Origin of the sequence: Streptomyces sp. NBC_00670 (assembly GCF_036226765.1) — a bacterium.
Classification (GTDB): Bacteria; Actinomycetota; Actinomycetes; order Streptomycetales; family Streptomycetaceae; genus Streptomyces.
In genome coordinates, this window is the sequence record NZ_CP109017.1 from 5,610,369 (window position 1) to 5,630,554 (window position 20,186).

16 protein-coding genes are annotated in these 20,186 nt (G+C 72.4%); 14 read left to right on the forward strand and 2 right to left on the reverse strand.

The genetic code is table 11. The annotated features are described in order from the left end of the window. Window positions 1-615: 615 nt before the first annotated feature. From OIE12_RS24920 to OIE12_RS24945, 6 genes are all read left to right on the forward strand, one after another. Entirely contained in the window at window positions 616-2,532 is a 1,917-nt protein-coding gene (locus OIE12_RS24920; protein WP_329142191.1) for a glycogen debranching N-terminal domain-containing protein, read from the forward strand. 64 nt (window positions 2,533-2,596) lie between these two features. After that, window positions 2,597-3,355 (forward strand): NUDIX hydrolase, encoded by a 759-nt coding sequence (locus tag OIE12_RS24925; protein WP_329138910.1) that lies wholly within the window; start codon window positions 2,597-2,599, stop codon window positions 3,353-3,355. A 99-nt stretch (window positions 3,356-3,454) separates the two neighbouring features. Further along, window positions 3,455-5,521 carry an ATP-binding cassette domain-containing protein gene (locus tag OIE12_RS24930; RefSeq protein ID WP_329138912.1) on the forward strand — a complete coding sequence of 689 codons (2,067 nt, stop codon included), beginning with the start codon at window positions 3,455-3,457 and terminating at the stop codon, window positions 5,519-5,521. Window positions 5,522-5,682: 161 nt separating this feature from the next. Next, window positions 5,683-6,570, forward strand: coding sequence for a FadR/GntR family transcriptional regulator (locus OIE12_RS24935; RefSeq protein ID WP_329138914.1), 888 nt, complete (start codon window positions 5,683-5,685; stop codon window positions 6,568-6,570). 710 nt (window positions 6,571-7,280) lie between these two features. After that, window positions 7,281-8,819 (forward strand): RNA polymerase sigma factor, encoded by a 1,539-nt coding sequence (locus OIE12_RS24940; RefSeq protein WP_329138916.1) that lies wholly within the window; start codon window positions 7,281-7,283, stop codon window positions 8,817-8,819. Window positions 8,820-8,990: 171 nt separating this feature from the next. Next, window positions 8,991-9,803 (forward strand): serine protease, encoded by an 813-nt coding sequence (locus tag OIE12_RS24945; protein WP_329138918.1) that lies wholly within the window; start codon window positions 8,991-8,993, stop codon window positions 9,801-9,803. A 105-nt stretch (window positions 9,804-9,908) separates the two neighbouring features. On the opposite strand, the gene OIE12_RS24950 is transcribed toward OIE12_RS24945, so the two are convergent. Further along, complete coding sequence (locus tag OIE12_RS24950) at window positions 9,909-10,139, reverse strand: DUF7455 domain-containing protein (protein WP_329138920.1); 231 nt, start codon at window positions 10,137-10,139, stop codon at window positions 9,909-9,911. A gap of 444 nt (window positions 10,140-10,583) precedes the next feature. Here OIE12_RS24950 and OIE12_RS24955 point away from each other — a divergent pair, with 444 nt between their 5' ends. The 6 genes from OIE12_RS24955 (at window position 10,584) to OIE12_RS24980 (ending at window position 17,599) form a co-directional block, all read left to right on the forward strand. Continuing rightward, window positions 10,584-12,707, forward strand: a complete 2,124-nt coding sequence (locus tag OIE12_RS24955) for a DNA gyrase/topoisomerase IV subunit B (RefSeq protein WP_329138922.1) — start codon at window positions 10,584-10,586, stop codon at window positions 12,705-12,707. 334 nt (window positions 12,708-13,041) lie between these two features. Further along, window positions 13,042-13,557 carry a DUF1453 domain-containing protein gene (locus tag OIE12_RS24960; protein WP_329138924.1) on the forward strand — a complete coding sequence of 172 codons (516 nt, stop codon included), beginning with the start codon at window positions 13,042-13,044 and terminating at the stop codon, window positions 13,555-13,557. Continuing rightward, a complete protein-coding gene (locus tag OIE12_RS24965) occupies window positions 13,554-14,705 on the forward strand; it encodes a sensor histidine kinase (protein ID WP_329138926.1) in 1,152 nt (383 codons plus the stop codon). Before OIE12_RS24960 ends, OIE12_RS24965 begins: the two co-directional genes overlap by 4 nt. Beyond that, window positions 14,702-15,382 (forward strand): response regulator transcription factor, encoded by a 681-nt coding sequence (locus tag OIE12_RS24970; RefSeq protein ID WP_329138928.1) that lies wholly within the window; start codon window positions 14,702-14,704, stop codon window positions 15,380-15,382. The genes OIE12_RS24965 and OIE12_RS24970 overlap by 4 nt, the downstream gene beginning before the upstream one ends. Window positions 15,383-15,452: 70 nt before the next feature. Next, window positions 15,453-16,010, forward strand: a complete 558-nt coding sequence (locus tag OIE12_RS24975; RefSeq protein WP_329138930.1) for a DUF485 domain-containing protein — start codon at window positions 15,453-15,455, stop codon at window positions 16,008-16,010. Next, on the forward strand, window positions 16,007-17,599 hold the full coding sequence (locus OIE12_RS24980; protein WP_329138933.1) for a solute symporter family protein: 1,593 nt from the start codon (window positions 16,007-16,009) through the stop codon (window positions 17,597-17,599). The genes OIE12_RS24975 and OIE12_RS24980 overlap by 4 nt, the downstream gene beginning before the upstream one ends. A gap of 39 nt (window positions 17,600-17,638) precedes the next feature. Here OIE12_RS24980 and OIE12_RS24985 read toward each other — a convergent pair whose 3' ends face one another. Further along, a complete protein-coding gene (locus tag OIE12_RS24985; protein ID WP_329138935.1) occupies window positions 17,639-18,331 on the reverse strand; it encodes a response regulator in 693 nt (230 codons plus the stop codon). Between the two features lie 160 nt (window positions 18,332-18,491). On the opposite strand from OIE12_RS24985, the gene OIE12_RS24990 reads away from it, so the two are divergent. Further along, window positions 18,492-19,307, forward strand: coding sequence for an ABC transporter ATP-binding protein (locus tag OIE12_RS24990; RefSeq protein ID WP_329138937.1), 816 nt, complete (start codon window positions 18,492-18,494; stop codon window positions 19,305-19,307). Continuing rightward, window positions 19,297-20,172, forward strand: coding sequence for an ABC transporter permease (locus OIE12_RS24995; RefSeq protein ID WP_329138939.1), 876 nt, complete (start codon window positions 19,297-19,299; stop codon window positions 20,170-20,172). Before OIE12_RS24990 ends, OIE12_RS24995 begins: the two co-directional genes overlap by 11 nt. Window positions 20,173-20,186 lie beyond the last annotated feature (14 nt).

Sequence of the window (20,186 nt, forward strand, 5' to 3'; positions counted from 1 at the left end):
GCCCGCGCCCGCCCTCGTGCCGCTTCACCACCGCTTTCCGCCGCCTCACCGCCGTCTCCCGCCGCCTCACCGCCGTCTCCCGCCGCCTCACCGTCCTCTCCCGCCGCCTCACTGCCCCTTCATGGCGCTTCACCGCCCGATTCCGGCTGCGAGGGCGTGACCCCGGGCAGGTCCCTTCCGTTCACCTGAGTGGCGGAACCCGCTGCCGGGTCGCGCCGACACACCGCCCCCGACACTCCGGAGCACCCACCCGCTGCCGGACGCCCCCGGGCGCGCGCCCGGGGCAGAGGAAGCCGCCGCATGCCCCAGCCGACCCCGCACCTTCCCGAGACCGCCCCTGCGCACCACCACCGGCCCGTACCGGACGAGCCGGCTTCGCTCCGGTCGCCGGAGGGGAGCGGACCGGGCGCGCGCAATCCCACCGCGGGCACGCAGACCCCGCCCATGCCGGTCCCGTCCGGGCGCACCCCGTCCATGCCGGTCCCGTCCCGCCCCGGGGATCCGCCGGTACGTCCCGAGGAGCTCCCGCGCCACCCCGGGAACCCCGCGTTCCGCTCCCGGCGCCCCGTGCCCGGACCCGCACCGGCGGGGCCGCCCCCGGTGCACACCGCCCTGATGTGCGTGGCCCTGCCGGGGCTGGTCATCTCCGGGGAGGACGGGCAGCTGACCGGCCGGGGCATGGAGGGCTTCTACCGCGCGGGCCGGCGGCTGCTCTCCCGGTGCCGGCTGCGGGTGGCCGGGTGCGAACCGCTCGCGGTCCAGGCGCGGACGATCGCCGCCGACCGGGCGCGGTTCGTGGGAACCGTCCGTACGTCCCCCGCCGCCGGACCGGATCCCGACGTCCTGGTCGAACGGATCCGGCACGCGGACGGCACGGAACGGATCACCCTGCGCAGCTCCGCCGTGCGCCCCCTGCGGATGCCCGTCGAGGCGGCCCTCGGCACGGACCTCGCGGAACTGGCCACGGTGGCCTCCGGCGAAGCGGGCCCGGAACTCCCGGCCGACGTCCACGCCTCCGGCCTGCGCTGGAACACCCCGCGGGGCGCCTGTGCCGTCACGGCCGACCCGCCGCCGTCCGACGCCCTCGCCTCCGCGGGCCTGCTGCGCTGGCAGGCCGAGCTGCCACCGGGCGGCACCTGGACGGTGGAACTGCGCGTCCGCCCGCACGGCACGGGCTCGGGCGCTGCCCCCGCGGGCACCCCGACGAGCCCGTTCGCCCCCGCCCGGGCGAGCGGCGACGACCCCCGCGTCACGCATCTGTGGCGGAGCTGCCTCGAGGACCTGCGCGCCCTGCTGCTCCGCGACCCCGGGCACCCCACCGACCTGCACCTCGCGGGCGGGGCGCCCTGGCGCTGCGGACCGGCACCCGCCGAGGCGCTGGCGGCCGCGCGGATGACCCTTCCGCTCGGTACCGGCCTCGCCCTGGGCACCCTGCGGACGCTCGCCCGCACCCAGCTCACCGGGCCGGGCCCCCGCTCCGGCATGATCCCGGGACCCCGGCGCGACGCCGGTCCCCGGCTTCCACCGGGCTGCACCGCCACGGAGGCCACCCTGCTGTTCCCAGTGCTCCTCGCCGAGGCCCGGCGCTGGGGCCTGTCCGACCGGCGGACGCGGGAATTGCTGCCCACCGCCGAGCGCTGTCTGCGCTGGCTGCGCACCACCGTCGGCGACGGCGGCTTCCTGGCGGACCCGCTGCCCGGCGGGCCGGTGCGCGCCGAGACGCAGGCCCACGCCCACCGCGCGGCACTGCTGGGAGCCGATCTCCTCGATGCCTACGGCCGCCCGGGCGGCACGGAACTGCGGCAGTGGGCGGACACGCTCAGAACCGCGTTCCGCGAGCACTTCTGGATCGAGGACCGCGCCGGCGGCAGACCCGCGGCCGCCCGCACCGCCGACGGACGGCCCGTGAGGCACCTCGGCGCCCACAGCGTCCACCTCCTCGACACCGGGCTGCTCGGTTCCGGAGCGCCGGCGCCCGGTCTGCTCGACGCGGTGCGGACCGAACAGGTCGCACGGCTGCTCGGCGGCCCGGCCATGGACTCCGGCTGGGGACTGCGCGGAATGGAGGCGAGGGACACGGCGTACAACCCCTTCGGTCACCGCGCCGGTGCGGTGCGGGTCCAGGAGACGGCGGTCGCCGTCGCGGGGCTGGCCGCCGCCGGCTACGAGAAGGAGGCCAGCTCCCTGCTGCGCGGTGTGCTCGCCGCGGCCGAGGCCTTCGCGTACCGGCTGCCGGAGATGTACGCGGGCGAGCAGCGCACCGAGGGCGGTGGCCCCCTGCCGCACCCTGCCGCGTGCCGTCCCGCCGCGACGGCCGCCGCCGCTGGTGTGCTGCTGCTGACCACGCTCGCCGGTGTCCGGCCGGACGTACCGGCGGGGACGGTCACGCTCCGCCCGGTGCGCAGCGCACCGCTCGGGGAGATCGGCCTCACGGGACTGAGGGTCGCGGGCGCCCCCTTCTCCGTACGGGTCGGCCGCCTCGGCCTCGCCATGGTCGAAGAGGCCGCCGAGGGGCTGCAACTGGGCGCCTGACCCGGCCGTCGGAGCGACCGGAGAAGGGAGTGTTTATCGTCAGGCAGACGACTATGATCACCGCATGCCCTACGACCCGTCAGCCTTCCCGCCCTTCGCCGTCACCGTGGACCTGGTCGTGCTGACCGTGCGCCGCCATTCCCTGTGCGCACTGGCGGTCCGCAGGGGGGAGTCCCCCTTCCAGGGCCGCTGGGCGCTCCCCGGCGGGTTCGTACGGGACGACGAGGACCTGGCGCAGGCGGCGGCGCGCGAGCTGGCCGAGGAGACCGGGCTCCAGGCCCACGACCCGTCCGCGCCCGCCCAGGACAACGGGGCGCACCTGGAACAGCTCGCCACCTACGGCGACCCCGGCCGGGACCCCCGGATGAGGGTCGTCAGCGTCGCCCACCTCGCGCTCGCCCCTGATCTGCCGGCCCCGCGCCCGGGCGGCGACGCCCACAGCGCCCGCTGGGCCCCCGTCGAGGACCTGCTGCGACAGGGCGGCTACGGCAGGGACGGCGAGCAGGCCGCACCGCTCGCCTTCGACCATGCGCGGATCCTCGCCGACGGCGTGGAGCGCGCCCGCTCCAAGATCGAGTACTCCTCCCTGGCGACCGCGTTCTGCCCACCGGAGTTCACCGTCGGGGAGCTGCGCCGCGTCTACGAGGCGGTGTGGGGCGTGGCCCTCGATCCGCGCAACTTCCACCGCAAGGTCACCGGCACCCCGGGCTTCCTCGTCCCGACCGGCGGCACGACGACCCGTCAGGGCGGCAGGCCCGCCCAGCTGTTCCGGGCCGGAGGTGCCACCCTGCTCAACCCACCCATGCTGCGGCCGGAGGCCTGACGTTCCCTCAGGCGGGCGCCGGCGGGCCGCGGGTGATCCCGTCCGTGGCGCAACCCATACATCCCGACAAAACAGACAAATAGCGCTATCTTGCTTCGGGTGATCCAGGTGCTCGGGCTCTCCAGCCACCCCCGCAAGGACCTTCCGCCCGCTGTCGACGACGTTTCCTTCGAGGCGTGCGCCGGCCGTGTCACGGCTCTCCTCGGGGCGCCGGGCGCGGGCCGGACGACCGTGCTCCGGCTCATGCTCGAACTCCAGCCGGGACTCGGCGTCGCCCGCTTCAAGGGCCGTCCGCTGCACGAGATCCCCCATCCGGCACGAGAGGTCGGCACCCTCCTCGGCGACGTCCCCGGTCACCCCGCGCGCACCGTCCGCGGCCACCTCCGCATGCTGTGCGCGGCCACCGGCCTCCCCGCCCGCCGCGCCGACGAACTCCTGGAAGCGGTCGGCCTGGTCAGCCTGCGCGAGGAACGCCTCAGCAGCCTCTCGCACGGCCTCGACCGACGCCTCGGCCTCGCCTGCGCCCTGCTCCCCGACCCCCACACCCTCGTCCTGGACGAACCCGCCGCGGGCCTGTCCGCCCGGGAGGGCCGCTGGCTGCACGGCGTGCTGCGGGCCCACGCGGAACGGGGCGGCACCGTCCTGTTCACCACGGGCGACTCCAAGGAGGCCGCACGGAACGCCGACCGGGTCGTCGCGCTGAACGAGGGCAAGGTCGTCGCCGACCTGGCCGCGGCCGACTTCGCCCGAACCCGGCTGCGCCCGCGGGTCGCAGTCCGCAGTCCGCACGCCGCCCGGCTCGCGGCGCTGCTCACCAAGGAGGCGCGTACCGACCGGCGCTCCCTGGAGGTGGTGCGGGAGGAGGCCAACCGGCTGTCGGTGTACGGCAGCACCTGTGCCGACGTCGGAGAGGCCGCCTTCCGGCACGGCATCCTCGTCCACCAACTCGCCGACGAGGTCGGGGACATGGGCTGCTCTGCCGCGCCTCCGTCAAGTGCGGAACGGTCCGGCGGGACGCGGCCCGACGTCACGCAGTCCGCACGGGCACGGTCCGTGCCCGAGGCGTACGTCCCGGAGGCGTCCGGCGCGGAGACGTCCGAACCCTCCGGTCGCCCAACGCCCGTCCGCCCGGCAGCCGGCCGGCCGACACCCAGCCTGTCAACGCCCGACCGGCCGACGCCCGCTCCGACGGTGCCCGGCCCGGCAGCGGCCGCCTCGCCCGTGCGGCGGCCCCCCGCCGTGCGAGGCCCGGGCGGGCGGGGTCCTGGCGTACTGGTCCACGGCACGCGGGGGCCGCGCGCACAGCAACCGGCCGAAACGAGCCCGCGCTCGCACGCACAGAACCCCGCGGCGCACTCCGCCGCCACGCTGCCCGGCTTCATCCACGTCCGCCCCGCCCCCAGCCCGCTGCAGCCCCTGCGGTACGAGCTGCGGCGCGCCGCCGGGGTGGGCACCGGCTACTTCACCACCGCCGCCGTCCTGCTCACCTCCGCCCTCGTCGCCGTCCTGCTCGCCCATACCGGTCACACCCCGCAGCACCGTCTGCTGGCGGCCTGGCCACGGCAGATCCCGCTGCCGCCCGCCGCGCTCGGCGCCGGGCTGCTCGGCGCGATCGCCTTCGGCGACGAGTTCCGCCACCCCGCCCTGGCCGCGGACCGCGGCACCGTCCCCCGCCGTCTGGGACTGCTCACCGCGAAACTCCTCGTCTCCGGGGCCACCGCGCTGCTCATCGCCTTCCTCGCGCTCGGCTGCGACCTCGAAGTGCTCTACCTCGTCTACGGACAGGAGCTCACCAGGGTTCCCGGCAACTGGCTCTCGCTCGGTGCGGGCTGGTTCGCGCTCGTCGTGGGCTGCGCCTGGGCGGGCGTCCTCGCCGCGGGCCTCTTCCGTTCGACGACCGCCGGGCTCGCCGCGGTACTGGCCGTCCCCGTCGCCGTCGTCCCCCTCGTGCAACACGTGTTCGGTGCCCCGTCCGTCCGGGCAGCGGCCGGAATCGCCGGACGGCTGCGCGAGCTGACCCTGCCGCAGTGGCCCTTCGGCGGCGAACGGTACGTCGCGGCCCTGGCCCGGCTGGTCGCCCAACCCGTCGGCGGAGCGCTGACGTTGTCGCTCGGGGCGCTGCTCTGCGCGTATGTGTGCACGACGCTGCGTACGAGGGCACGGTGACGACGGTCCGCAACCGTCCGTCCAGCCATGCCCACAACTCCCAGCAAAGCGCCCATTTCTTTCCGATAAGGCGTCAATTGCGACGGAGTGAGCGATCACCCTTTCGTGTGCTTTTCACCAAAGCCCTCAAGGCAGTTGAGGACAGCGCCGACAAAGGATCCGTGACTACCCTTGCGCAGACCATGATGACCGCCGCCCGCTCCGCCGACTCCGGCCTGACCGGACCGGGCGAACTCGACCGCTATCCCTACGCCGAGACCCCCGCCGTCGAGCGCGTCGGCGCCCCCGTCTGGGAGACCCCCGATGCGGAGCTCGGCCGGGTCGGCCGCCGCGCCGCCGGCAGTCGGGGCCGCGGGCTGCACGGCCAACTCGTCCAGCAGTTGGGGCAGATGATCGTCTCCGGTGACCTGGGGGCGGACCGTCCGCTGGTTCCCGAGGAGATCGGCCAGCGGTTCGAGGTCTCCCGCACCGTCGTCCGTGAATCGCTTCGCGTCCTGGAGGCGAAGGGCCTCGTCAGCGCGCGGCCGAACGTGGGCACGCGGGTGCGCCCGGTGAGCGACTGGAACCTCCTCGACCCGGACATCATCGAGTGGCGGGCCTTCGGCCCCCAGCGGGACGACCAGCGGCGCGAGCTCAGCGAACTGCGCTGGACGATCGAGCCGCTCGCCGCCCGGCTCGCCGCCGGGCACGGCCGGGAGGACGTCCAGCAGCGGCTCGGGGACATGGTCGAGATCATGGGCCACGCCATGGCGCAGGGGGACTCGCTGACCTTCGCGCGCGCCGACGCCGAGTTCCACACGCTGCTCATCCAGGTCGCCGGGAACCGCATGCTCGAACACCTCTCCGGGATCGTCTCCGCCGCCCTGCAGGTCTCCGGTGGTCCGGTCACCGGGTGCGACCGCCCGAACGACGCCTCGCTGACCCAGCACGCCCGCATCGTCGACGCCCTCGCCGAGGGGGACGGGGCGGCCGCCGAGGTGGCCATGCGCCAGCTGCTCACGATCCACCCCGAGGTCGAGCGTGTGGTGCCCGCCCCGCGCGAGCACTGACCGCGCGCCGGGAGCGGCGCGGGCAGCGCGGGCGACGGCACGGAGCGAGAGGACCGGGCGAGGCGGCACGGCGACGGGGGTCGTGCCGCCCGGACCCGCCCCCGCCACCCCGTTGGCCCTGCGAGCCCTGCGGTTCCGCGAGCCCGGCCTCCCGGTGGTCCTGCGGCCCGCGACCTCCGCAGCCTCGCGCCCTCGGCATCCGGAACCTGGAGCCTCCCGGCATCCGGAGCCCGCCGGCATCTCGGCGGACCCGGCCCGGCGGTGCCCCGCCCGCCGCGTCCCGGTCGCCCGACGGTGTCCGCCGTACGGCACCGCACCGCGCCGGCCGGCGCACGCCGACGCGACGGGGCACCGCAGCGGCCGGCGACCGCGGCGCCCCGCCGGCCGGTGACCGCGGTCGTACCGGTCCGGCCCGAGCGGGCAGCAGTACCGAATCCGACCGCAGATGATCCGTTCTGATCGGATACCTCACTCTTTGAGTGGTTACGCGGTGTGACTCGGGCCACGCGGATTGGGCGTAACGCTCCTCGGAACTGCGCGATGACCTAAGAGGTGACAGCCGAGGAAGGAATACGGGTGCCGCGTTCGGCGCTGTGTCTCTTCCCGGCCCCCGCCCGCGCCGTCGGCCCATCCCCAAGTCGGCGGTCGTCGGCTCCAGTCCGTCGTGGACGGAGCCGGAAGCCGTTTTCCAACGTTCCGAGAGGTTGTTCGTGTCGGCCAGCACATCCCGTACGCTCCCGCCGGAGATCGCCGAGTCCGTCTCTGTCATGGCGCTCATCGAGCGGGGAAAGGCTGAGGGGCAGATCGCCGGCGACGATGTGCGTCGGGCCTTCGAAGCTGACCAGATTCCGGCCACTCAGTGGAAGAACGTACTGCGCAGCCTCAACCAGATCCTCGAGGAAGAGGGTGTGACGCTGATGGTCAGTGCCGCGGAGCCCAAGCGCACCCGCAAGAGCGTCGCAGCGAAGAGTCCGGCCAAGCGCACCGCCACCAAGACGGTCGCGGCGAAGCCGGTGACCACGAAGAAGGCCGCCCCCGCCGCGCCCGTCGCCCCGGAGGTGCCCGCCGCCGCTCCGGCCGAGGACGAGGCGCCCGCCAAGAAGGCGGCGGCGAAGAAGACGACGGCCAAGAAGGCGGCCGCGAAGAAGACCGCGACCAAGAAGACGGCTGCCAAGAAGACGACGTCCAAGAAGGACGACGCCGAGCTGGCCGAGGAGGAGACGCTCGAGGACGCCCCCAACAAGGGCGGCGACGAGCCCGAGGGCACCGAGAGCGCCGGTTTCGTCCTCTCCGACGAGGACGAGGACGACGCCCCCGCCCAGCAGGTCGCCGCGGCCGGCGCCACCGCGGACCCGGTCAAGGACTACCTCAAGCAGATCGGCAAGGTCCCCCTGCTCAACGCGGAGCAGGAGGTCGAGCTCGCCAAGCGCATCGAGGCAGGTCTGTTCGCCGAGGACAAACTGGCGAGCGCCGACAAGCTGGCTCCCAAGCTCAAGCGCGAGCTGGAGATCATCGCCGAGGACGGCCGCCGCGCCAAGAACCACCTCCTGGAGGCCAACCTCCGTCTGGTGGTCTCCCTGGCCAAGCGCTACACCGGCCGCGGCATGCTCTTCCTGGACCTCATCCAGGAGGGCAACCTCGGTCTGATCCGCGCGGTCGAGAAGTTCGACTACACCAAGGGCTACAAGTTCTCCACGTACGCCACCTGGTGGATCCGTCAGGCGATCACCCGCGCCATGGCCGACCAGGCCCGCACCATCCGTATCCCGGTGCACATGGTCGAGGTCATCAACAAGCTCGCGCGCGTGCAGCGCCAGATGCTCCAGGACCTGGGCCGCGAGCCCACCCCGGAGGAGCTGGCCAAGGAACTCGACATGACCCCCGAGAAGGTCATCGAGGTCCAGAAGTACGGCCGCGAGCCCATCTCCCTGCACACCCCGCTCGGCGAGGACGGCGACAGCGAGTTCGGTGACCTCATCGAGGACTCCGAGGCGGTCGTCCCGGCCGACGCGGTCAGCTTCACGCTCCTCCAGGAGCAGCTGCACTCCGTCCTCGACACGCTCTCCGAGCGCGAGGCGGGCGTCGTGTCCATGCGGTTCGGCCTCACCGACGGCCAGCCGAAGACGCTGGACGAGATCGGCAAGGTGTACGGGGTCACCCGTGAGCGCATCCGCCAGATCGAGTCCAAGACGATGTCGAAGCTGCGCCACCCGTCCCGCTCCCAGGTCCTGCGCGACTACCTCGACTGACCGGGGCACCAGCACGACCGAGGGCCCGGCTCCCGTTCCAGGAGCCGGGCCCTTCGCATGCCGCCGGTCCGGCGGCGCTCCCGACGTGTGGACGGCCGCTCTGCGTGTGCGCGCGGGAGGCAGGTGAATCACTCTGGGTGTTCCATGACCACCTCTGAGTGAGGAGTGCGCATGCGTCGTCCCTTTGCCCGGGCCCTGGCCCTCGGGGCCGCAGCGGCCGTGATACCACTGGCCGCGCCCGCCACCGCCACCGCCGACAGCGTCGTGATCGGCGGCCATCCCGTCGACGTCTCCCAGAGCCCCTGGACGGTCGCCCTGTCCAGCCGTGACCGGTTCGGGGGAAGCAGAGCGGGACACTTCTGCGGAGGGGTCGTGGTCGCCCGCACGGCCGTTCTCACCGCCGCGCACTGTCTGGAGCGGGACGTCCTGGGCTCACCGCGCGCCCGCGACTTCAAGGTCATCGCGGGCCGTACGGATCTGCTGTCCACGCAGGGCGAGGAGGTCGCCGTCCGCAGCGTGTGGGTCAACCCGCGGTACGACAGTGACACCAACGCCGGCGACTTCGGCCTGCTGACCCTCGCGTCGCCGCTTCCCGAGAACTCGGTCATCAGGATGGCGGGCGCCGACGACCCCGCCTACACGCCGGGCGAGCAGGCCACGGTGTACGGCTGGGGGGACACCACGGGGGCCGGCGCCTATCCGCGCGACCTGCGGGCCGCGCCCGTGCACGTCCTGTCCGACGAGGCATGCAAGGCGGCCTATCCGGGCAGCCGGGACGGCACCTACCTGGCCGGCTCGATGCTGTGCGCCGGGGAGACGGAAGGGGGCCGGGACGCCTGCCAGGGGGACAGCGGCGGCCCACTGGTGGCGCGGGGGCGCCTGATCGGCCTGGTGTCCTGGGGGAACGGCTGCGGGCAGCCGGAGAGCCCCGGTGTCTACACGCGCGTCGCGGACGTCGTACACACGCTCAGCGCCGGACGCTGAGTACCGCCTTCGGAACACGCGTACGGGCGGCCGCCCCCAGGTGAGGGGACGGCCGCCCGTTTCGCCGGCCTGGTGCCGGCACTCGCTCGTCGTCGACGCGAAGTGTCAGCGCTCCTCTTCGGAAGCGGTGGCCGGAACGGACGTCAGGCGCTGCGTCTCGTCCTGTATCTCAGCGGCGATCTTCTTGAGTTCCGGCTCGAACTTGCGACCGTGGTGGGCGCAGAAGAGCAGTTCTCCACCGCTCAGGAGGACCACGCGTACGTAGGCCTGGGCGCCGCAACGGTCGCAGCGGTCGGCCGCCGTCAGCGGGGTCGCGGGGGTCAGAACAGTAGTCACGTCGCCTCTTCTCTAGCTCGACGAGCTGTCGTACCAGGGTCAACATCCAACCAGGCCGAAAACGTTCCCGCTCGCGGCGCTTTCCTCGGAAAAATCTCTCCGGGGCCGGCTGTCTGCTGCCGGTTGGCGGCGAATGTGCCGTAGTGCGTTTCTCTGTGTCGTACGGTTTCGCGCTGTCTGTCAGGGGTGTCGGTCCTCCCGGCCGGCTTGCCGGTGTTCATGAGGACGTGCCCGGAGCCTAAATGGTTCATGCCCCGAAGGGAACGTGATATGTACTTCACTCCATCGAGGCATCGAACGCCCGTGCGAGCCTGAACTAGTCTGGGTCCGGGAGGAGGGTGGCGTGACAACGGCTCTACCAGGGCTCGGTACGCTCGGACCCGCGACGAAGCCCCGCCCTTACCCTCAAGGGCCCCATTCGAAATTCAGCGAGGAGCGAACCGCGTGACCGCCGAGACGTCCGTGCCGTCCACAGCGCTTCTGACCGGAGCAGACCGGGACGGTTCCAACTACACCGCGCGGCACCTCCTCGTCCTCGAGGGTCTCGAGGCCGTACGCAAGCGCCCCGGTATGTACATCGGATCCACCGACAGCCGCGGTCTGATGCACTGCCTGTGGGAGATCATCGACAACTCCGTCGACGAGGCCCTGGGGGGCCACTGCGACCACATCGACGTCGTCCTGCACGACGACGGCTCGGTCGAGGTCCGCGACAACGGCCGCGGCATCCCGGTCGACGTCGAGCCGAAGACCGGCCTGTCCGGCGTCGAGGTCGTCATGACCAAGCTGCACGCGGGCGGCAAGTTCGGCGGCGGCTCCTACGCGGCCTCCGGCGGTCTGCACGGCGTCGGCGCCTCCGTGGTCAACGCCCTGTCCGCCCGGCTCGACGTCGAGGTCGACAGGAACGGCCACACCCACGCCGTCAGCTTCCGGCGCGGAGTCCCCGGCGCCTTCGCCGGGGCGGGGCCGGACGCCAAGTTCGAGGCCGGCGGGGGGCTGCGCAAGGCCAAGAAGATCCCCAAGTCACGCCTCGGTACGCGGGTGCGCTACTGGGCCGACCGCCAGATCTTCCTCAAGGACGCCAGGCTCTCCCTGGAGACGCTGCACCAGCGCGCCCGGCAGACCGCGTTCCTCGTCCCCGGCCTGACCATCGTCGTGCGCGACGAGTACGGGCTCGGCGAGGGCGGCAGCAAGGGCGAGGAGTCGTTCCGCTACGACGGCGGCATCAGCGAGTTCTGCGAGTACCTGGCCACCGACCGGCCGGTCTGCGACGTACTCCGCTTCAGCGGACAGGGCACCTTCAAGGAGACCGTTCCCGTCCTGGACGACGACGGGCAGATGACGCCCACCGACGTCGTGCGCGAACTGGGCGTCGACGTGGCGTTGCGCTGGGGCACCGGCTACGACACCACGGTCAGGTCCTTCGTCAACATCATCGCCACCCCCAAGGGCGGCACCCATGTCGCCGGCTTCGAACAGGCCGTCGCCCGGACGTTCAACGAGGTCCTGCGCGCCAAGAAGCTGCTGCGTGTCGCCGAGGACGACATCGTCAAGGACGACGCTCTGGAGGGGCTGACCGCGGTCGTCACCGTCCGGCTGGCCGAGCCCCAGTTCGAGGGGCAGACCAAGGAGGTCCTCGGCACGTCCGCGGCCCGCCGTATCGTGGCCAACGTCGTCTCCAAGGAACTCAAGGCGTTCCTCACCTCCACCAAGCGGGACGCCGCCGCGCAGGCCCGCGTGGTCATGGAGAAGGCCGTCGCCGCGGCCCGGACTCGGATCGCCGCGCGCCAGCACAAGGACGCGCAGCGCCGCAAGACCGCGCTGGAGTCCTCGTCCCTGCCGGCCAAGCTGGCCGACTGCCGCAGTGACGACGTCGACCGCAGCGAGCTGTTCATCGTCGAGGGCGACTCCGCGCTGGGTACGGCCAAGCTCGCCCGGAACTCCGAGTTCCAGGCGCTGTTGCCGATCCGCGGCAAGATCCTGAACGTGCAGAAGTCGTCCGTCACCGACATGCTGAAGAACGCCGAGTGCGGGGCGATCATCCAGGTCATAGGGGCGGGTTCCGGGCGGACCTTCGACATCGACACGGCGCGGTACGGCAAGATCATCATGATGACCGACGCGGATGTGGACGGTTCGCACATCCGTACGCTGCTGCTCACGCTGTTCCACCGGTACATGCGGCCCATGGTCGAGGCGGGGCGGGTGTTCGCGGCGGTGCCGCCGCTGCACCGGATCGAGCTGGTCCAGCCGAAGAAGGGCCAGGACAAGTACGTGTACACGTACTCGGACCGTGAGCTGCGGGACAGGCTGCTGGAGTTCCAGAGCAAGAACATCCGGTACAAGGACTCCATCCAGCGGTACAAGGGGCTCGGCGAGATGGACGCCGACCAGCTGGCCGAGACGACGATGGATCCGCGGCACCGGACGCTGCGGCGGATCAACCTCTCCGACCTGGAGGCGGCGGAGACGGTGTTCGACCTGCTGATGGGCAATGACGTGGCGCCGCGGAAGGAGTTCATCTCCAGTTCGGCGGCTACGTTGGACCGGTCGCGTATTGATGCGTGAGCGCTGCCGCTGAGCTGGGCTGAGCTGAGCTGGGCTGACCTGAGCTGGGCTGAGCGCTGCCGCAGGGCTTGGCCGAGCTGAGCGGGGGCGGGGGCTTGTCGGTGGAGGCTGGCTGGCGGTGCGGGCGGACACACCCCGTGTCCCCTCGCGTGCGTACGCGGCTGACAGGTGCTTGGGGCGCGCCGCCGTCGGTCCGGCTCCACCCGTGGGTGGAGGCGGGGTTCCACCTTGGCTCCACCCCTGCTCCGATTCGCTGGTCTGCGGTTTTCCGTAGCGTCGTGGGCGTGAACGGCGGTCGTCGTTCCGTCCGCTTCTTTCGCTCACGGAGGCCGGGATGTCCGGAGTCGTCGATGTTCTGCTGATCGCCGCCGCTGTGGTGCTGGTGGTCGTACGCCAGTTCCGTACGCGTCGAGTGGACACGGATCGGCGCTGGTGGATCGTGCCGGGTGTCCTCGCCGTGCTCGCGGTGCGTGAGCCGGGGCTCGTCGATGCGCACCACCGTGTGGGATCCCTGGCGCTGCTCGTGGCCGAGCTGCTCATAGGTCTGGCCGTGGGGGCCGGCTGGGCCTGGACCTCGCGGGTGTGGGCGGAGCCGGACGGGGGTGTGTGGAGCAGGAGCACCGCGGCGGGGGTGGTGGTGTGGGGTGCCGGCATAGCCCTGCGGGCCGGGCTCTTCGGGGTGGGCGCGGCGCTGGGTATCCATCAGGACAGTTCGGCTCTGGTGCTGGCGCTGGCGGTGACTCTGCTGGTCCGCTCGGGGATTCTGGTCCGGAGGGCGCGGGCGGTGGTGCCGGAGGGCGGTCGTGCCGCGGTGGCCCTGGGCCGGGCCGGGTGGAAGGAGCCCGTGTGACGGAGAACGTGTGGACGCGCTGGCCCTCCCGCGAGGCGCTCACGCTGAGCGCATCCTCCCGGCCCCGGCGGGCGCTCAGCCGGACCGTGCGGGTGCTGGTCCTCGCCATGCTGCTGTGGGGCGCGTTCCGCGACGCTCCCGTGCGGGGGTGGGAGTTGGGCGGGGCGATCGCCGGCATATTCGTGGCGGCTGCGGCCGCCTGGGGGCTGTACCGCACGACCCTCGCGCACCGGCTGGTGCGGTCGCTGGCGCTGCTTGTGCTTCTCCTGGCGATGGCGGTCGCGGGCGGGGCCGTGGGGTTGACCGTGCCGGCGCTGGTGATCTGGTGTGGTTGTGCCGTGACGGCGCTGGAGCGGCTGCCCCTGGTGGCGGCTCTGCCGGTCGCCTCGCTCGCCCTGTCTGCGTACGCGGTGGTCAATGACGACGCGCGGCTGACCACGGTCGCGACGACCGCCGGACTCGCGCTCGCCGGGTATGTGCTGCGGCTGGACGCCGAGGCGCGGGGGCAGTCGCAGCGGTTGCTCGCGCAGGAGCGGGCGGCGCGGGCGGCCGAGGCGGAGTCGGCGGCGCTGGCGGAGCGGGCGCGGATAGCCCGGGAGATCCACGACGTGCTGGCGCACAGCCTCTCGGCCCAGTTGGTGCATCTGGAGGCGGCCCGGTTGCTGATCGAGAGGGGGGCCGAGCGGGAGCGCGTGCTCGAGCGGGTCGTGGCCGCCCGGGGGATGGCCCGGGAGGGGCTCGCGGAGACCCGGCAGGCACTGTCCGCGCTGCGCGGTGAGGTGTCCCCGGTGGAGGAGTTCCTGACCGAGCTCGTCACCGCGGCGGACGGTGCCGATGTCACTGTTGCGGGGGAACGGCGGCCGCTGTCGGCCGAGGCGTCGCAGGCGGTGCGCAGGGTCGCCCAGGAAGCCCTCACCAACGTCCGCAAACACGCTCCGGGCGCCAGGGTGCACCTGCGGCTGGAGTACGCGGAGCGGCAGGTGACGCTGGATGTGCGGGACACCGGAGGGCCGCCGGGCGAACTCAGCGGTACGGGCGGGGGGTACGGTCTGCTGGGCATGCGGGAGCGGGCCGAGCTGCTGGGCGGTTCGCTGGAGGCGGGGCCGGGCGAGGAGGGGTTCGTGGTGACGCTGAAGGTGCCGGTATGACGCGGGAGGAGGACGGGAAACCGGTGCGGGTCGTCGTCGCGGACGATCAGACGGTGGTGCGCGAGGGCATCGTGATGCTGCTCGGACTGCTGCCGGGGCTGGAGGTCGTGGGCGCGGCAGGTGACGGGGACGAGGCCGTGCGGCTCGTCGGGGAACTGGCGCCGGACGTGGTGCTGATGGACCTGCGCATGCCCCGTTGCGACGGGGTGGAGGCGACCCGGCGCATCCGGGCCGAGTACCCGGGCACCCAGGTCGTCGTGCTGACCACCTTCGGGGACGACGAGTCGTTGTTCCCGGCGCTCCGGGCCGGTGCCCGGGGTTATCTGACCAAGGACGCGGGGGGTGACGAGATTCTCCGGGCGGTGCGGAGCGTGGTCTCCGGGCAGGCCGGCCTCGCCCCGAGCATCCAACGGCGGCTGCTGGAACGGCTGGACGAGCCCGAGGCGGCGGTTACGTCTCCCGAGGAGGCGCCGGACGGGCTCACCGTGCGGGAGGCGGAGGTGCTGGTGCTGATCGCGGAGGGGCTCAGCAACCAGGAGATCGCCCGGCGGCTCCATGTCTCCACCGCGACGGTGAAGACGCACATCAACAACATGTTCGCCAAGACCGGGCTCAAGGACCGTGCGCAGGCGGTGCGTTACGCCTTTCGGAAGGGGTTGGTGCGATCTGTCGAGTGAGTCACCTGATGGGGTGAAGAGCTGAGGGAAGAAGAGTCGGGGAACCTCCTGGTCTGTCCATCCTTGGGGCATGCAGTCACGCAACGGCCGTCCCCGCGCCGACGGGGGTGGCGCCGAGGACCCCCCGGAGCACCACGATCCCCATGACCCGGTGACGCCGGGTGCGGGGCGCGGGCCGGACGCCGGGTACGACGACCCCTGGTACGACGCGCTCGCCGCCGGCTGGGGGGAGACGGACGGTACGGGCCTTGCCGCGCCGGCGGTTCCGGCACCGCGGCGGGAGCGTGAGCGGGAGGCGGCCGAGGTTTATCTGGAGGTGTGGTCCAGCGCCGCGTTCCAGGAAGTGCGCGGTCGGTACCGCAGGTTCGTGATTCCGGGGGCGGTCGTCTTCCTCGCCTGGTACGTGGGCTATGTGGTGACCGCGACGACGGCGCCGGGGGTGATGGCCCGGCCGGTGGCGGGCGTGGTGAACGTGGCGATGCTGGCGGGGCTCGGGCAGTTCCTCAGCACCTTCCTGCTCACCTGGGCCTATGCGCGGCACGCCCGGCTGCGCCGGGACCGGGCGGCGCTCGATCTGCGCTGGACCACACAGGAGTTGACGCGGAACAGCGGGGGCGGGCAGCGGTGACGGGGCATCATCAGACGTTGGCGCTGGCACTGTTCAGCGGATTCGTGGCGGTGACGCTGGCGATCACGACATGGGTCAGCCGGAACCGGCACGGCTCGGCCGAGGAGTTCTACGCGGGCGGGCGGCTGTTCTCACCGATGGAGAATGGTTTTGCCCTCGCGGGTGACTATCTGTCCGCCGCGTCCTTCCTGGGCGTCACCGGACTCATCGCGCTGTTCGGGTACGACGGGCTGCTCTATGTGGTGGGCTTCCTGGTCGCCTGGCTGGTGGTGCTGTTCTTCGTCGCCGAACTGGTGCGCAACTGCGGGCGGTTCACGCTGGCCGACGTCGTGGCGGCGCGCATGCGGGAGCGGCCGGTGCGCATCGCCGCGGGGACGTCGTCGGTGACGGTCTCGGTGCTGTACCTCGTGGCGCAGATGGTGGGGGCCGGCAGCCTGGTGGCGCTGCTGCTCGGCGGCACCGGCGAGGCGGCGCGGTCCTGGACGGTGATCGGGGTCGGCGCGCTCATGGTGGTCTATGTGTCGTTCGGCGGCATGCGGGCCACGACGTGGATCCAGATCGTCAAGTCGGTGCTGATGCTCGGCGGGACGGTCGTGCTGACGGTGCTGGTGCTGGTCAGGTTCCACGGGAACGTCGACGTCCTGCTGCGCACCGCAATGGACCGCAGCGGGCACGGGGCGGCCTTCCTCGCGCCCGGGCTGAAGTACGGCGGCGGCTGGACCGCGCGGGCGGACTTCGTCAGTCTCGGTCTGGCGCTGGTCCTGGGCACGGCGGGGCTGCCGCACATCCTGTCGCGCTTCTACACCGTGCCGACGGCGCGGGCCGCACGCCGCTCGGTGGTGTGGTCGGTGGGGCTGATCGGGGGCTTCTACCTGATGACGATCGTGCTCGGCTTCGGGGCGGCGGCGCTGGTCGGGCCCGAGGCGCTGCGGAGCTCCAACGCGGCCGGGAACACGGCCGTACCGCTGCTCGCGCTCGACCTGGGCGGCGGTCCCGACACCACCGGGGGGACGGTCCTGTTCGCCGTGGTCGCCGCCGTCGCCTTCGCCACGATCCTCGCGGTGGTCGCCGGCATCACCCTCGCCTCGTCGGCCTCCGTGGCCCACGACCTGTACGCGGCGCTGCGCAGGCCCGGCGGACGGCAGCGCGGGGAGGTCGGCGTGGCGCGGGTCGCGGCGGTCGGGATCGGCGTCGTCGCGATCGCGCTCGGGCTGCTCGCCCGCGATCTCAACGTGGCCTTCCTCGTGGGCCTCGCCTTCGCGGTCTCCGCCTCCGCCAACCTCCCGGTGCTGATGTACACGCTGTTCTGGCGCGGCTTCACCACGCGCGGCGCGGTCTGGGCGGTCTACGGCGGCCTGGTCCCCGCGCTGCTCCTGGTGCTGCTCTCCCCGGTGGTCTCCGGCAGCCCCGACTCGCTGTTCCCCGGCGTCGACCTGCAGTACTTCCCGCTGCGCAACCCCGGGATCGTCTCGATCCCGCTCGGTTTCCTGGCCGGCTGGCTCGGCACGGTCACCTCGGCGGAGCCCCCCGACGAGGCCAAGCACGCCGAGACGGAGGTGCGCTCGCTCACCGGCGCCGGCGCGGTGTGACGGAGTGGGGCCGCCGGGCCGTTCCCGCCCGCTACGGCCTCACGGGGCCACCCAGGCGTACCGGTGCTCCGGGCGCCCGGTGTCGCCGTACTTCAGGGACAGGCTCAGCCGTCCCGCCTGCTCCAGGTGGCGAAGGTAGCGCTGGGCGGTGGAGCGGCTCAGGCCCGTCTCGGCGGCCACCTCATGGGCCGACAGCGGATGCTCGGCACGGTGCAGCACCGCGCAGATGAGGTCGGTGGTCGGCTCCGAGTGGCCGCTGGGCAGCCCGGGAGTGGACGGCGCCGTCCCGGTCCGCAGTGCGCCGAAGATCCGGTCCACCTGCTCCTGTCCCGCCGGTCCGTGCCCGCCGACCCGCTCCACCGTGCGGCGCAGGGCGGCGTACGACTCCAGGCGGGCACGCAGCGCGGCGAAGGTGAACGGCTTCACCAGGTAGTGCAGCGCACCGAGCCGCATGGCCGCCCGCACGGTGGCGACGTCACTGGCCGCCGTGATCATGATGACGTCGGTGCCGTGGCCGCGCTCGCGCATGCTGTGCACCAGCTCAAGACCCGTACGGTCGGGCAGGTAGTGGTCGAGCAGCACCAGGTCGACGGGGGAGCGCGCCACGGCGGCCAGCGCCTGCGCGGCACTGTGCGCGTGGGCGGAGACCCGGAAGCCGGGAACCTTCGCCACGTACTTGGCGTTGATCTCGGCGACGCGGAAGTCGTCGTCGACCACCAGGACGTCAATCATCGGGCCTCTCCTTCAAGGCCGACGGGCGCGGTACCCGTTGTTTTCGGCCTCCTGGTTGTAGCGCGAGCAAAACGAGCACAACAGGCTGTTGCAGGCAAAAGAACGTTCAGGTCGCAGAAGACTGCTGTCGTGGGCCCCGTCACACCTACGGTCCTCGGCCATGAGCGCAGACATCGGCCCCGCCATCGAACTGCGGGGCGCCGGCAAGACCTTCAAGACCCCGTCGGGGGGTCTGCACACCGCCGTCCGGGGGCTCGACCTCACCATCGGACAGGGTGAGTTCGTGGCCGTCGTCGGCCCCACCGGCTGCGGCAAGTCGACCACGCTGACCCTCGTCAGCGGTCTGGAGGAGCCCACCGAGGGTGAGGTCCTCGTCTCCGGTCGGCCGGTGCGCGGGGTCGGCGACAAGGTCGGCTTCGTCTTCCAGCAGGACGCCACCTTCCCCTGGCGCACGGTCCTGTCCAACGTCATGGCGGGCCCCCGTTTCCGGGGCGTGCCCAAGGCGGAGGCGCGCGAGAAGGCGCGCGCCTGGCTGGCCAGGGTCGGCCTCGGCGCCTTCGAGGACCGCTATCCGCACCAGCTCTCCGGCGGCCAGCGCAAGCGGGTCGCCCTTGCCGCGACCTTCGTCAACGACCCGGAGATCCTGCTCATGGACGAGCCGTTCTCCGCGCTCGACGTGCAGACCAGGGCGCTGATGTCGGACGAACTGCTGGAGCTGTGGGGCGGCACCCGGGCCTCCGTCGTCTTCGTCACCCACGACCTGGAGGAGTCCATCGCCCTGGCCGACAAGGTCGTCGTCATGACGGCGGGCCCCGCCACCGTGAAGCAGGTCTTCGACATCGACCTGCCAAGACCCCGCAAGGTCGAGGAGGTGCGCCTGGAGCCGCGGTTCATCGAGATCTACCGCGAGATCTGGGAGTCCCTCGGTGAAGAGGTCCGCATCACCCGCGAGAGGGGTGTCGCCGATGTCGCCTGAGATCCTGCCCGAGACCGCGGTCGCCGTGGCGGCGGCCGAGAAGACCGTCTCCGACCGTTCCCCGGCACGCGCGCGTGCCGCGCGCAGACGCAGACTGGTCGTCACCGCCGCCCGCGTCCTGGTCCTCGTCGTCGTCCTCGGCCTGTGGGAGCTGCTCTCCCGCGCCGAGGTCATCGATCCGTTCAACTTCTCGATGCCGTCGAAGATCTGGGACCAGATCTGGACCTGGATCACCCACGGCACGGCGCTCGGCTCGCTCGGCGAGCAGATCTGGTACACGCTCCAGGAGGCGCTGCTCGGCTGGGTGTTCGGCGTCGTCGCCGGTGTCGTCCTCGGCATCGCCCTGGGCCGGATCACGTTCCTCGCCGACATCCTCGGCCCCTACATCAAGGTGCTCAACTCGATCCCCAGGATCGTCCTCGCGCCGATCTTCGTCATCTGGTTCGGGCTCGGGCCGGCCTCCAAGATCGCCTCGGCCGTGGTCCTCGTCTTCTTCCCGGTCTTCTTCAACGCCTTCCAGGGCGCCCGCGAGGTCGACCGCAACCTGGTCGCCAACGCCCGCATCCTCGGGGCGAGCGACCGCCGGGTGACCTTCCAGGTGGTCATCCCGTCGGCCACCTCCTGGATCTTCACCAGCCTCCATGTCAGCTTCGGGTTCGCCCTCATCGGCGCCATCGTCGGCGAGTACATCGGCGCCACCAAGGGCATCGGCCTGCTCGTCGCGCAGTCCCAGGGCACGTTCAACGCGGCCGGCGTGTACGCGGCCATGGTCATCCTCGCCGCGGTCGCGCTCGTCGCCGAGGGGCTGCTCACCTTCGCCGAGCGCCGCATCTTCCGCTGGAAGCCGTCGGAGGGCGGCCGCTGACCGGCCCGCGCCTC